The 13,227-nt window shown below is 64.9% G+C and carries 12 protein-coding genes and 1 pseudogene; 8 read left to right on the forward strand and 5 right to left on the reverse strand.

All coding sequences use genetic code 11. The annotated features are described in order from the left end of the window. Positions 1-2 precede the first annotated feature (2 nt). The 5 genes from J2X62_RS02440 (at position 3) to J2X62_RS02460 (ending at position 5,128) form a co-directional block, all read left to right on the forward strand. Entirely contained in the window at positions 3-1,202 is a 1,200-nt protein-coding gene (locus J2X62_RS02440) for a sensor histidine kinase (protein WP_032373017.1), read from the forward strand. Next, positions 1,199-1,858, forward strand: a complete 660-nt coding sequence (locus J2X62_RS02445) for a response regulator transcription factor (RefSeq protein WP_032364108.1) — start codon at positions 1,199-1,201, stop codon at positions 1,856-1,858. The genes J2X62_RS02440 and J2X62_RS02445 overlap by 4 nt, the downstream gene beginning before the upstream one ends. Before the next feature lie 81 nt (positions 1,859-1,939). Beyond that, positions 1,940-2,695 carry an ABC transporter ATP-binding protein gene (locus tag J2X62_RS02450; RefSeq protein ID WP_032390836.1) on the forward strand — a complete coding sequence of 252 codons (756 nt, stop codon included), beginning with the start codon at positions 1,940-1,942 and terminating at the stop codon, positions 2,693-2,695. Then, on the forward strand, positions 2,692-4,074 hold the full coding sequence (locus J2X62_RS02455; protein ID WP_027496095.1) for an ABC transporter permease: 1,383 nt from the start codon (positions 2,692-2,694) through the stop codon (positions 4,072-4,074). The genes J2X62_RS02450 and J2X62_RS02455 overlap by 4 nt, the downstream gene beginning before the upstream one ends. 196 nt (positions 4,075-4,270) lie before the next feature. Then, a complete protein-coding gene (locus J2X62_RS02460) occupies positions 4,271-5,128 on the forward strand; it encodes a DUF559 domain-containing protein (protein ID WP_310177107.1) in 858 nt (285 codons plus the stop codon). A 107-nt stretch (positions 5,129-5,235) separates the two neighbouring features. On the opposite strand, the gene egtD is transcribed toward J2X62_RS02460, so the two are convergent. From egtD to egtA, 4 genes are read right to left on the reverse strand one after another with little or no spacing between them, the layout of a single operon-like run. After that, complete coding sequence (gene egtD, locus J2X62_RS02465; protein ID WP_048319475.1) at positions 5,236-6,201, reverse strand: L-histidine N(alpha)-methyltransferase; 966 nt, start codon at positions 6,199-6,201, stop codon at positions 5,236-5,238. Positions 6,202-6,210: 9 nt separating this feature from the next. Beyond that, positions 6,211-6,951, reverse strand: coding sequence for an ergothioneine biosynthesis protein EgtC (gene egtC, locus J2X62_RS02470; RefSeq protein WP_032364113.1), 741 nt, complete (start codon positions 6,949-6,951; stop codon positions 6,211-6,213). After that, complete coding sequence (gene egtB / locus J2X62_RS02475) at positions 6,952-8,256, reverse strand: ergothioneine biosynthesis protein EgtB (protein ID WP_310177112.1); 1,305 nt, start codon at positions 8,254-8,256, stop codon at positions 6,952-6,954. It lies immediately after the preceding gene. Continuing rightward, entirely contained in the window at positions 8,253-9,494 is a 1,242-nt protein-coding gene (gene egtA / locus J2X62_RS02480; protein ID WP_032364114.1) for an ergothioneine biosynthesis glutamate--cysteine ligase EgtA, read from the reverse strand. The genes egtB and egtA overlap by 4 nt, the downstream gene beginning before the upstream one ends. A 143-nt stretch (positions 9,495-9,637) precedes the next feature. Between egtA and J2X62_RS02485 the strand changes: the two genes are divergently transcribed. Beyond that, the gene (locus J2X62_RS02485; protein WP_310177117.1) at positions 9,638-10,807 is read left to right on the forward strand and encodes an aminotransferase class V-fold PLP-dependent enzyme; all 1,170 of its coding nucleotides are present in this window, start codon (positions 9,638-9,640) and stop codon (positions 10,805-10,807) included. A 45-nt stretch (positions 10,808-10,852) separates the two neighbouring features. Here J2X62_RS02485 and J2X62_RS02490 read toward each other — a convergent pair. Further along, positions 10,853-11,683: pseudogene (locus J2X62_RS02490) on the reverse strand (DMT family transporter); the annotation flags it as partial. Positions 11,684-11,757: 74 nt separating this feature from the next. On the opposite strand from J2X62_RS02490, the gene J2X62_RS02495 reads away from it, so the two are divergent. Together J2X62_RS02495 and J2X62_RS02500 are read left to right on the forward strand one after the other, a co-directional pair. Further along, the gene (locus tag J2X62_RS02495; RefSeq protein WP_310177120.1) at positions 11,758-12,366 is read left to right on the forward strand and encodes a helix-turn-helix domain-containing protein; all 609 of its coding nucleotides are present in this window, start codon (positions 11,758-11,760) and stop codon (positions 12,364-12,366) included. A 185-nt stretch (positions 12,367-12,551) separates the two neighbouring features. Next, entirely contained in the window at positions 12,552-13,214 is a 663-nt protein-coding gene (locus J2X62_RS02500) for a 50S ribosomal protein L25/general stress protein Ctc (RefSeq protein ID WP_027496086.1), read from the forward strand. The last annotated feature ends 13 nt before the right edge of the window (positions 13,215-13,227 follow it).

Consider the following 13,227-nt stretch of genomic DNA (forward strand, 5'->3'; position numbering starts at 1 on the left):
GAGTGCTGCGCAAGCTATCGATCTCACGGCAGGTACTCGACGCCGCGTACGCGGTCGTGTTCGTCCTGCTGCTGCTGGCGTCCACCGTGAACGGAGTTGCCGGCACCGCAGGTGTGGGCGTTCTGGTCGGGTTCGGCGTTGCACTGGCCATCCGACGCCGATCACCACGATGGTCCTTGGCGCTCGCCTGGGTGCTGGCCGTCGTGCAGATGGTCACCGGAGTGCTGCCGCTGTCTGCGGACACTGCGATCTTCGCAATTCTGTATTGCACGGCCGCGTACGGCGACAACGTGGTTCGACGCCTCGGGCTCGCGTCCGCCGTCGGCGGCGGAGTGATCGCAGCGGTGTATCTGGCCTACGTGGACGGAAATCCGTTCGGCCCACCCACGGAAGAGGGCTTTCAGGAACCCCGACTCCTACAGTTCGCTTTCCTCCTCGCGGGCCTATGGGCGATACTCGGGTTGTCCTGGGCCTTGGGTCGCTTGGCTTACGCGCGGCGCACATCGATCGAATCCGCGCACGCCCGTGAGCTCGCTGAGGTTCATCAGGCCCGCGCCGAGCACGAGGTGGCAATCGAGCAGGAGCGCAACCGAATTGCCCGCGACATGCACGACATCGTGGCGCATTCGCTGGCCGTGGTGATCGCACAGGCCGACGGCGCGCGGTACGTACGCGCTGTCGATCCCGCCGCGGTGGACACCGCACTGACCACCATCTCCGATACCGCTCGCGCCGCGCTGTCCGATGTACGGGTGCTACTCGGCCAGCTGCGGCACAGCCAAGGCGACCTGCCGAACCCGACATCGGAGGATCTGGATCGACTGCTCGCCTCGATGCGGGCCACCGGTCTGCAGATCGACGCCACCATCGACACCACCGGCTCGTCGTTGGGGGCCGGAGCGCACCTGGCGCTGTACCGCATCGCACAGGAATCGTTGACCAATGCGCTGCGCCACGGCGACCCGGACGAGCCGGTGTCCGTCACCATCGAATCCGATTCTGCCGGCGTCGAACTGACGGTCCGCAACAGTGTCCGTCCCGGCCGTTCGGTCACCGAATCCTCCGGCCACGGTGTCGCCGGCATGAAGGAGCGTGCCGGCCTCTCGGGCGGTACGTGCATCGCGTCCGGTGACGACTCGTCGTGGACCGTCACTGCGTGGCTGCCTGCCGCGTCCGAAGCCAGCAAGGGAAAAGTGTCATGAGCGAGCGCATCAGAGTGGCCCTGGTGGACGACCAGCAACTGTTCCGGGCGGGCATTCGTATGCTCATCTCCTCTCAGTCCGACCTCGAGTTCGTCGGGGAAGCCGGGAACGGCGTCGAGGCCGTTGCGCTCGCTGCGTCCGCAACGCCGGACGTGATGCTCATGGACGTACGGATGCCGGTGCTCGACGGTATCGCCGCCACCGAGCAGATCCTGGCCGCATCCGAGCACCCGCCCCGGATTCTGGTCTTGACGACGTTCGATCTCGACGAGAGCGCTGCACGTGCAATCCGTTCCGGTGCAAGCGGATTCGTCCTCAAGGACGCCGACCCGGAGTTCCTCCTCGCGGCGATCCGCACGGTGCACGCGGGCAACTCGGTCATTGCTGCGTCGGCGACGACCGGCCTGCTCGCGCACTTCACCCCGACTCCCGCTGTACCGAAGGCACCGGCCGAATTCGCCACTCTCACGGCGCGGGAGAAGGAGCTGTTCAGGCTCACCGCACGCGGGTTGAGCAACTCCGAGATCGCCGAGCTGGAGTACCTCAGCGAAGCCACCGTGAAGACACACATCAGCCGCATCTTCGCCAAACTCCACCTGCGTGATCGGGTGCAGTTGGTGGTCTACGCCTTCGAGCACGGACTGACTGGAGACTGACACCGAAGTCATCCTGCAGATGTACGACGCGAAGACTCGCGCCTGATTACTTCGGTCCGGCGAATTCATAGCGTTGTTGCCATGACCATCACAGCAGACCCTGTTGCACGGGCAATCCAAGTCAGCAAGCATTTCGGCGACTCGTCCAACCCGGTGAGCGCGCTCGACAACGTCTCTCTCGACATTCACGGCGGCCGGTTCACCGCCATCATGGGGCCATCGGGTTCCGGCAAGTCCACCCTCATGCATGTCATGGCAGGGTTGGACACCCCCAGTTCCGGGCAGCTCATGCTGGCCGGAGCCGACATCACGTCGGCGGGCGACGACGCTCTGACGACGTTGCGCCGCAAGCAGGTCGGCTTCATCTTCCAGTCGTTCAATCTCGTTCCGACGCTCGACGTCAGGGGCAACATTCTGCTGCCGTTCGAGCTGGACGGCCGCGCGCCCACCGCCGAGGAGTCGGCCTGGATCGAGCAACTCATCGACACCCTGGGGTTGCAGAGCCGCGTCGGGCACCGGCCCCATCAGCTCTCGGGTGGGCAGCAGCAACGCGTCGCGATCGCTCGCGCTCTGGGTACTCGGCCGCAGCTGATCTTCGCCGACGAGCCCACCGGCAACCTCGATTCCCGCACCGGGCGTGAGGTTCTCGGCCTCCTCGCTGCGGCGGTACATCAGTACGGGCAATCCATCGTGATGGTCACCCACGATCCAGTCGCGGCCAGTTACGCCGACCGCATCGTCTTCCTCGCCGACGGCCGCATCGTCGACGAACTGGGACGTTCGACGCCAGAACAGATCTCGAACTACATGCTGGGAATGGAAGGTGTTCTCCGATGAGCGTGTCCACATCTGCTCGGGCGTCCCGGGAACACGGTGCGAGCATTCTGGTGACGGCGCTCGCGTCGTTCTTCGGCGTCGTGCTGATCCAGGCCACTGCGTTTCTGGTCGACATCTTCGACGACGGCAGCGACAGCACCGGAATCGTGGCGTTGTACTGCGTAGCCCTGGTGTTCATCGGCCTTGCCCTGTATGTCGCGGCTGTCGTCACCTCCAACACGTTCGCGACGATCGTGGCCGGCCGCACCCGCACCATCGCGCTGCTCCGCCTACTGGGTGCCCGGGCTCGCGATCTGCGTCGATCGGTCGCCCGGGAAGGCTTCCTCGTCGGGTTGTTCGGTGGCGCAGTCGGTCTGGTGCTCGGTGTCGGTGTCAGTCACCTGGCCCGCGCCGTCGCGGTCTCGGCCCGCCAATTGCCGGACGTGCAGTACACGTCCGTACAACCGCTCGTGGTCCTTCCCGTCGTCACCGTGGTTCTGACGACGACGCTGGCGTCGTACGTCGGATCACGGAAAGTTCTGGACGTCACTCCGATTCAGGCGACCGGCGGTGCCGTCGACACCGGGATCGAGACCCCACGGTCGAGGCGGGTACGGACGGTGTTGTCGATCGTGCTCATCGCGGGCGGTGTCGTGCTGCTCGGCCTCGGTGTGCTGATCGGGATGGTCAACCCCGGCGGAGTACTGGTCGCGTTCTTCGGCGGTGTGGCATCGTTCACCGGCATCATGGTGGGTGCGTACCGCATTCTGCCCGGCGTGCTCCGACTCGTCGGAAGGATGGCGGGCCGCGGGCCGGCCGCACGATTGGCGTCCGCCAACGCAATTCGCTATCCGGATCGCAGCACCCGCACTGCAGTGGGCCTGCTCATCGGGGTGACCTTGGTGGTCACCTTCGCAGTCGCGATGTACAGCTATCGATCGATGCTCGTCGACGAGTACGACGAGGAGACCATCGGTCAAGTGCTGACGGTAACCGTCGGAATCATGACCGGCCTCATCGGTTTCTCCGCCGTCATCGCCGCGGTCGGCATGGTGAACAACCTGCTGCTGAGCATTCTGCAACGTACCCGGGAAATCGGTCTGTTGCGCGCACTCGGATTCACCCGCAAGCAGATTCGTTCCATGATCGTCTCGGAGAGCACCCAGATGGTGGTCGCGTCGATGGGCTTCGGGCTGATCCTCGGAATCGGATACGGTTGGGCCGCAGCACAATCGCTGCTGGGTTCGCTGAGCGGCGGCGGCGTGTCTGCTCCGACACTCCCCTGGGCCGTCATCGCAGGCACGGTACTGTGCGGCGGGCTTCTGGCGCTCGGAGCATCGTTGGCACCGGCGCGGCGGGCGAACAAGATCTCGCCGGTACTTGCGTTGGCGGACACCTGACCTCGAGGCCTCGGGTTGGCTACCAGGGGCATGGTTGCGCACTACCGACGCCGATCGACGGAAATCCGTCGATCGGCGACCGTAGCGTGCAACCGTGCCCGCTCCGCCGGGCAGTCCTGTGGATAACGTCGTCGAGTTATCCACAATTGCGAGATTGCCACTGTTGCGCGGGCCCGTCAGCCGCAACGGTGTAGCAATGGGGGTCTACACAGTGCAGCAATTGCTCGCACAAGGAATCAGCACAAGCACGATTTCGAGGCGGTCGCGGTCGGGTGAGCTGGTGCGACTGCTGCCGAAGGTCTACGCGACGGAGAAGCCAGACTATTTCGGACTGTGCCTCGGGGCCACCCTGTGGAGACCGGACGCCGCACTGAGTCTCGAAAGTGCGGCTTGGTTATGGGGACTGATCCAATACGAACCGCGTCTGGTCGACGTCGCTGTCGGCCCGACCGGCCAGTCGAGGTCGGTGCCCTGGATCCGAGTTCATCGCCGAGTTCTCGGCGACACCACCACGCGACGCGGCATGCGAGTGGTGTCCCTGGAGCAAACGTTCGTCGATGTCGCGACCTGCTTGTCGACGCCCGATCTCGAGAAGTTCTTCGACAACGCCATAGACAATCACGTGCCGTGGCGTCGGGTCGCTGAACTGTGTGACACGGCAAAGGGCATGGACGGGATGGCTGCAGTGCGCAAGCAGCTCCGAACCTGTTGCCCGAGAACCCTGTCCGAGCCGGAGCGGGTGGTGGCGCGGGCATTGAAAGCTCGCCACTTCACAATGGAGATCAATGCGCGCGTAGGTAGGTTCTACGGCGACCTGGTCGACTTTTCCGCACGAGTCATCGTCGAGATCGACGGACGAGAGTTCCACACGGATCCCGCGACGTTCAACAGTGATCGTCGACGCCAGAACGAGTTGGTGCTCGACGGATGGTTGGTGCTGCGATACTCGGCGGCCACAGCGCTTGCCGAACTCGATCGCGTCGTGGACGAAATCATCACGGTGGTGCGTCGTCGCCGGAAGTCGGTTGCAGCAACGGGACGTCGACTCCCGTGAATACGCGTCATCGACGGGCAGGGTTGCGCACTACCGACGCCGATCGACGGAATCCCGTCGATCGGCGAACATAGTGTGCAGTGGTGCCCGCAATGCCAGCGGTCCGTTCAGACCCTTCCGGCCAGGATCAGAGCGAAGCGCGAATCTGCGTCGGACCACAGATGGAGGACGTCGAAGCCCGCCATCTTCAATTCACCGGCAATGCCGTCCGGCCGGAACTTCGCGGAGATCTCGGTACGTAGATCTTCTCCGGACTCGAAGTGCACGTGCAGGTCGAGATCCTGCAAATACACCTCCTGCGCAGCCGTGGCCCGCAATCGCATCTCGATCCATTCGTGCTCGGCGTTCCACAGCGCTACGTGCTCGAAGGCGGCGGGGTCGAAGTCCGCGCCGAGCCGAGAGTTCAGGACCGACAACACGTTTCGGTTGAACTCCGCTGTCACCCCGGCCGCGTCGTCGTAGGCGGGAACGAGCACGTCCGGATCGATCACCAAGCCCACCCCGAGCAGCAGAAACTCGCCGGGGTCGAGTGCATCCGCTACGGCCGCCAGGAATTCCTCGCGTTCCTGCGGGATGAGGTTCCCCAGAGTGCCGCCGAGGAAGGCGATGGTGCGGCCTGTTCCGGAGGGAAGATTGTGCAGGGTATCGGTGAAATCGCTGACGATGCCGTGCAGTTCCAGCGTCGGGAACTCCCGCGAAATCTGCTCGATGGCACCCTCCAAGGCGGTACTGGACACATCCTGAGGCACATACGTTCTCAGCGAACCGTGTTCGATGCCGGCAGACAACAGCAGCTTGGTCTTCTCCGACGAACCCGAGCCCAGCTCGATCAACATCGACGATTCGGTGGCCCGGGCGATGTCGAGTGCATGCTCCTCGATCAGCGCGCGCTCGGTGCGGGTCGGGTAGTACTCCGGCAGCACGGTGATCTGCTCGAACAGCTCACTGCCGACGGCATCGTAGAAGTACTTGGGCGAGAGCCACTTCGGGTCGGCCGTCAAGCCCTCCCGCACGTCCTTGCGCAATTCGTCCAGCAGCGTCGTGTCGGTCAGATGTACGTCCACCGTGCTCATGACTCTCCTTCATTCTTCCAGGGTCGAAACGGTGACACCGGTCGCTGTCGCGACGACGATGCTGCGGTCGTCGATAGAGATCCATTCGGGATCGTCGTCGACGGGTTCGGAGGCGATCGTGACCGAATCCTCGGTCTGCAGTACCGACAGCGAATGATGCACCGCCGTGGCATACATGGACGTGCCGTCCGAGAGCAGAAAATTCAGGCGCGCCTTGGGCGACCTGGCCAGAACCTCTCGAACCAGCATGCGCAATGCCGACTCGGGATCGTGTGTGCGCAACAGGTTTCGCAGCACGATCCACAATCCGGCGGCGTCGGTAGGGGCCGGCAGCATCAACGCATCGGTCGGCGGAATCTCCGACCACAGCTCCGCCAACGATTCCGGCCAACCGAACACGACGCCGTTGTGGCTGAATGCCCATCGCTCGTCGGTGAACGGGGCACAGGCACTGCGTTCGACCGGCATTCCCACGGTGGCCGATCGGACCGCCGCGATCACCGACGTCGACTGCAGTTGCGGCAGAGCATCGTCGATCGCAGGGTCGGTCCAGATGGGCATCGGATTGCGATAGCTGCGTACGGTGTCGTCGCCGTCCCACCAGGCAACGCCGAACCCGTCGGCGTTGATGGTGCCGCCGCCCCGCATGTCGGTGGGCGCGAACGATTGTGTGCGCAGGGAGTTCTCGCCCCGGGTCAGCAGTGACCCGACCGAGGTAGTTGCTCCGAGGTACCCGAGATGACGGCACACTCAGTGCGACTCGACGTCGCGGGCCAACCGGAACCCACTGAAGATCTGCCGACGAATCGGGTGATCCCAATTTCGGAACGTCCCGCGGCAGGCCACCTCGTCGGTGCCGAAAGAGCCGCCACGCAACACCTTGTAATCGCCGCGCAGAAACACCTCCGAGTACTCGGCATACGGGAATGCCTCGAATCCCGGGTACGCCTCGAAACCCGAGGACGTCCACTCCCACACGTCACCGATGAGCTGATGGACCCCGGCCGAGGACACACCCTGCGGATACGCCCCCACATCGGCCGGTTCGAGATGTCGCTGATTCAGATTGGCATGTGCTGCAGTGGGTTCGGCGTCTCCCCAGGGATAGGCGCGGGAGGTGTTCGACGCCGCGTCGTACCGCGCGGCCTTCTCCCATTCCGCTTCCGTCGGTAGCCGCTTGCCTGCCCAGCGCGCGTAGGCGTCGGCCTCGAACCAGCACACGTGTACGACGGGTTGCTGCGGACGCACCGGCCTGCGCACCCCGAAGCTCCGACGCCACCAGGTGCCGTCGGAATCGGACTCCCAGAACTGCGGGGCGGTGAGCTGCGCGTCGACGCGGTGCGCCCACCCCTTCTCCGTCCACAACTCGGGGCGCTCGTAGCCACCGTCGGCGATGAAGTTCATGTACTGCGCGTTGGTGATCGGGGCCTGGTCGATGGCGAAGGTCGGCACGTGCACGGCGTGTGCAGGCCGCTCGTTGTCCAACGCCCACGGGTCGAGCGACGTCCCCATCGAGAACGGCCCACCGGCAATGATGGCTTCCCCCACCACCGGCATCGTGGACGTCGGCGGTGCGGGAGAAGTGAGAACGGCTGGGCCGGAACGTAACTGGTGGGTTGCGAGCATGGTTTCGTCGTGCTGCTGCTCGTGCTGGGCGATCATTCCGAACGCGAACCCGTGCTTCTCGACCGGCCGACCCTCGAACGTGCTGTGCTCCAACACGTCCCAGGCCTTGTCCCGCACGGTATGCACGTAGGCGCGCGCTTCCTCGGGCGTCAGGAGCGGCAGGGACGTTCGCGACGAACGCGAGTGCTTGAACGCGTCGTACAACTCGTCGATGTCCGGCCGCACAGGATCGCGGCCACCGACGTCGCGCACGAGCCAGAGTTCTTCCTGACTGCCGATGTGTGCCAGGTCCCAGATCAGCGGGCTCATCAACGGCGAATGCTGAGCCATCAGTTCGGTTTCGTCCACGCACTCGGTGAGCGCGGCACTGCGGGACCGGCTCCGAGTCAGCACGGTCTCGATCCTGGTCCTGAGTTCTTCGGCGCTCACACCGATTCCTTTCGGCTCTGCGATGTCGGCGACACCGCATCGAATTCGTGGGGCGAAATACCGGCGCGACATCTCCGAGATGCCGCACGCAACTGCTGGGAGAACTCTCCTCCCGCGGATGATGCGAGATCGAGCAGTTCGCTTGCGGCCCTGCGCAGCTCGCCATCGGCCAGACCTGCCCGGGCCGCATCGAGCCACCGACCAGCTGTGCCTGCGCCGAGTTCGGTGGCCTGGGAAACCAGACCGGGAGTGGACAACAGCGCCTCGAACGCGGCGGCCGGTATCACCCACTGCCCGTCGGGTTGCGCGTCGAGGTAACGGATTTCGAGGTGCCCGCAGGCTCGGACATGCGGGAACAGTGTCGTCAGGTGGTAATCGAGATCGGCGTAGGTTGCGGGGCGACCGACAACGCTCGGATCGTCGAGCCACTGCGCAAAAGTGATGCCGGACGGCGCTTCCCAGTTCTGGGTGGTTCCCCGAATACAGAGGAGCGGAACGTCGAGTGCCCACCGCGCGTAATCGGCGATCGGATCGCCCGTGTTCGGTACTGTGGTCCGGCTGGAATCGAGTTCGAGCCAGGTCCGCATTCGCTGCGATGCCCACGCACCCGTCGGTGCCCCGGCGAGTTCGGGAGAGCGCGCGAACGCGGCGACGAAGGCCGGGCCGATGGCGTGCAGCATCTGCCATCGCGAAGTGACCTCCGCCCGATCACGTCCGGCGTCGACACTGACCTGGGTGGCGGCGGTGTTGCACATCATCAGCTTGCCGAAAGGCCCGATGGTGGTGAAACGGTTTTCCATCGCGCAGTAGCGCGGTAAGACCAGTAGTCGTTCGGGATCTCGCACGGCGTCGGCGGGAACTGCGCTGATGGAGATGCCGTCGCGACCGAGCATGTCGTGCAACAGTCGGGCATCGGCGTCGAGCAGCGGTTCGAGCTGGGAAACGGAAATAGAAGGCGAACTGGACAATTCGACTTGGCCGCCCGGTTCGACGGTGACGATACTTCCGCCCGGCAACGTCAGGGCGGGTGACTCGGGAGCGATACTGCGCGGGGAGTGATCACCGAGCGCAGCGGCCAGAGCTGACAGGGAGGGCCGCGAACCGTCGTCGAGGGCCGTGAGCCATTCGAGTTCGGCACCGATGAGCGACGGTGGCCCCAGCTTGAAACACACCTTCGACACATATGCCTCGATGGCTGGGCGCGTGCTCAGCTCGAGGGACTTCTCGTTGGAGGACACATTTCCTTCTTTCCCACTCACCGCGATCCGACTACGCAATGTACCCAGCTGCCAGGATCGAAAACGCCGAGATCCCGCGTCGTATCGAGGCTACCGATTGTGGAACCCTGATGCCCGAGAGTTCGCTACCGGAAGGACTATCGATGCTCGATCACGACCGCATTCGCCGCGACACCCCTGGTGCGTCGGGCCGGGTATTTCTCGACAGCGCCGGCTCCTCGCTGCCGCCCACCGTCGTCGTCGACACCGCGATCGCCCATCTGCGCCGCGAGGCGGAGATCGGCGGGTACCGGGCCGCGAGCGAACGCCTCGACGATCTCGCGGCCGTCAAGGCATCGATCGGAACCCTGATCGGGGCACCGGCGTCGACCATCGCTCTGAGCGATTCCGCCACTCGCGCGTGGACCGACTTCTTCTACTCGGTGCCGTTGTCGGCCGGGGATCGAATCCTGCTGTGCGAGGCCGAATACGCCAGCAACGCCATTTCCGCGCTGCACCGCGCCGAGGTCTCCGGGGCCACGGTCGAGGTGATTCCGAGCGACGCGTCGGGGTGCATCGACATCGACGCCCTCGAACAGATGCTCGACGACCGAGTCCGGGTGGTGTCGGTCGTGCACGCGCCCACCAACGGAGGCTTGATCAACCCGGCCCGCGCGGTGGCCGATCTCGCCCATCGACACGGTGCCCTCGTTCTGCTCGACGCGTGTCAGTCCATCGGCCAGCTGCGGGTTGACGTGGACGAACTCGGCGTCGATGCGCTGTCGGCCACCGGTCGCAAGTGGCTACGCGGGCCCCGAGGTACCGGGTTCCTGTACCTGCGTCCGGAATTGGCCGCGAGCTTGCATCCACCGGCTCTCGATCTGCACAGCGCGCAGTGGGAGGACTCGTCCACCTACCGGATGGCCGATGACGCAACACGTTTCGAGTTCTGGGAATGCGACGTCGCAGCCCGCCTCGCCCTCGGCGCGGCCGTCGACTATCTACTCGAACTGGGCATCGACGACGTCGCGGACGCCATCTCCGAGCGCGCCGAGTACCTACGTGCCGGAATGCGACGCATTCCCGGGGTCACCGTCCACGATCTCGGTGACCGCAAGAGCGGCATCGTCTCGTTCACCGTGGACGGTGAGGAGCCGGTGGCCGTCCGCGACCGACTTGCCGACCGAAACGTGACGGTCACGGTGAGCCATCGCGGTTCCACTCGACTGGACATGACAGGCCGGGGACTCGACGCCGTTGTCCGTGCATCCCCGCACTACTTCGTCACCTTCACCGAGTTGGACACGATGCTCGCTGCGCTCGCCGGCGCGTGAGCGGGCTCTACGGTCCGGATGTGCGCTGAGGTAGGCGGCGACACCGATCCCCGAGACTGCGAGGCCCGCGATACCGAACCACGTGACCGCGTCGCCGAACATCACGAAAGCCCAGAGCATCGTCGTCGGCGGTGTCAGGTAGAGCAGCACGCTGGCACGAGTCGGTCCACTGCGTCGCACGACGAACAGGTACGCGCCGTATGCGCCGAAGGTCGACAGCACCACCGTCCACGCCACCGCAGCCCAGAAACCCGTCGTCATCGGCGGTACCGCGTCACCGGCAAGTGCACTCCACGTCATGAAACCGACTGCACTGATGCCACACTGGATGGCCATGGCCAGCGCGATGGGTTCTTTCGGATCCAGTAGCCGTTGCCCGATCGTCCCGGCCGACAGCGCCAGCATGCCCGCGGCAGGAAGCAGGTAGACGGGCCAGGCGAGATCGGCACCGGACAGGTCTCCGACGACGACGAGCGTCACTCCGGCGATGCCGACGACGAGGCCGAGGATTCCTCTCGATCCGACGCGTTCGCCGAAGATCCTGCTCGAGGCCAGCGCGACCACCAACGGCTGCAAAGCAGCGATCAGGGCGGCGACGCCCGGAGGGACGCCCATGCCGATGCCGGTGATGGTGGCACCGAGGTAGAGGAACTGACAGAAGAGGCCGAGGACTGCGTGGATACGCAGCGCGTGCCACGTCGGGGTGAGTCGTCGCCATCTGCACCACGCGACGAGGAGCACGACTGCCACCAGGTACCTCCAGGCCAGCAGCGTGTGGGCCGGAGCTTCGGCGGTGCCGAATTCTGCTCCGATGAAGCCCGAACTCCACAGAATCACCAGAGCTGTACCGGCGAGAACATCGATGCGTGAGGTCATGAGAGCGATGTAAACACACAGGTCTGTATACTCACAGTGCACCCAACTCCGACCAGCGCTTTCGAAAGGTCGTCATGCACGACAAGCCACTGACCCCGGCAGCGGAACGAATTCTCACCGTCGCGAGCGAGCTCTTCTACGACCGCGGAATCCGCGCCGTCGGCGTCGACCTGATCGCCGAGGAAGCCGGCACGACCAAGAAGACCCTGTACGACCGCTTCGGCTCCAAGGACGGCCTGGTGCAGCGCTACCTGAAGCGTCGATACGACCTCTGGTGTGCGCACGTGACGCAGTACGTCGACTCCCTCGACCAGGGTGAGCAGCGTGTACTCGGGGTCTACGACGCACTCGACCTGTGGATGCGCGACAACCATCGCGGCTGCGGATTCGTCAACGCATTCGCCGAGTTCGGCGGCACCGACAGCCCGGTGTTGGCCATCATCGAGTCGGAGAAGGCGTGGACGCGATCGCTGTTCGCACGCCTGGCCGCCGATGCCGGATACCCCGATTCAGAAGAACTCGGGACTCGATTGTCAATGTTGCACGAAGGTGCGGTGGTCATGGGAACCGCAGGCGGTCGGGACGACGCCATCGCCGTCGCCCGGTCGGTGGCCGCCGAGTTGCTCGCTGCGCTCGCACGTGAGCGGAAGTTCGTAGCAGGGGTCGAACTTCCGCGCACGTGACCTGGTCGTGTATTGTCTTCCAGGTTGTCTCGGCGAGGGTAGATCCGGCTCATCAGGATCCACCGTTATCGACGCGGCTCGGCCCCGTTGGCCGCGCTCGTTCGTGTCCGCCCCGACGAGTTTGACAGCCCGACGAAGTACGCCGCACGAACCACAGATCACAGTTATCAGGAGCATGTAGCACCATGGCATCGAAGGTAAACAACCTCACCGCACAGGTCCGCACCGAATTCGGCAAGGGTGCCGCACGCCGCGCTCGTCGCGACGGCCTCGTTCCCGCCGTTCTGTACGGACACGCAACCGACCCCCAGCACCTGGCACTCGACGCCCGCGCATTCGCTGCCGTGCTGCGTAACGACGGCACCAACGCTGTGCTCACCCTCGACATCGCCGGCAAGTCGCAGCTGGCACTGACCAAGTCGATCGTCGTGCACCCGATCCGTCGCAGCATCGAGCACGCCGACCTCCTCGTCCTGAACAAGGGCGAGCGCGTCACCGTCGAGGTCAACATCATCGTCGAGGGCGACGCCGCACCGGGCACCCTCGTCACCACCGACTCGACCGCCGTCGAGATCGAGGCCGACGCGCTCGAGATCCCGGAGAACTTCGTCGTCTCCGTCGAGGGTGCCGAGATCGGCACGCAGATCACCGCGGCAGACCTGGATCTGCCGTCCGACGTCACCCTCATCTCCGACGGCGAGACCCTCCTGGTCAACGTCGTCGAGGCACCGTCCGAGGAAGACCTCGAGGCCGACGGCGAAGGCACCGAGCCGATCTCCGAGACCGGCGAGGCCGAGACTCAGGAAGAAGCAGCTTCCGAGGACGAAGACAGCTCCGACGAGAGCTGATTCTCTCCCCTGC

The sequence above is a fragment of the Rhodococcus sp. 3258 genome (assembly GCF_031456475.1).
Lineage (GTDB): Bacteria > Actinomycetota > Actinomycetes > Mycobacteriales > Mycobacteriaceae > Rhodococcoides > Rhodococcoides fascians.

Bases quoted from the DNA above. Each gene is read 5' to 3' on its own strand.
- J2X62_RS02455 (WP_027496095.1), top strand. From the start codon at position 2,692: ATGAGCGTGTCCACATCTGCTCGGGCGTCCCGGGAACACGGTGCGAGC.
- J2X62_RS02500 (WP_027496086.1), top strand. From the start codon at position 12,552: ATGGCATCGAAGGTAAACAACCTCACCGCACAGGTCCGCACCGAATTC.
- J2X62_RS02445 (WP_032364108.1), top strand. From the start codon at position 1,199: ATGAGCGAGCGCATCAGAGTGGCCCTGGTGGACGACCAGCAACTGTTC.
- J2X62_RS02460 (WP_310177107.1), top strand. From the start codon at position 4,271: ATGGGGGTCTACACAGTGCAGCAATTGCTCGCACAAGGAATCAGCACA.
- J2X62_RS02495 (WP_310177120.1), top strand. From the start codon at position 11,758: ATGCACGACAAGCCACTGACCCCGGCAGCGGAACGAATTCTCACCGTC.
- egtD (WP_048319475.1), bottom strand. From the start codon at position 6,201: ATGAGCACGGTGGACGTACATCTGACCGACACGACGCTGCTGGACGAA.
- J2X62_RS02485 (WP_310177117.1), top strand. From the start codon at position 9,638: ATGCTCGATCACGACCGCATTCGCCGCGACACCCCTGGTGCGTCGGGC.
- J2X62_RS02450 (WP_032390836.1), top strand. From the start codon at position 1,940: ATGACCATCACAGCAGACCCTGTTGCACGGGCAATCCAAGTCAGCAAG.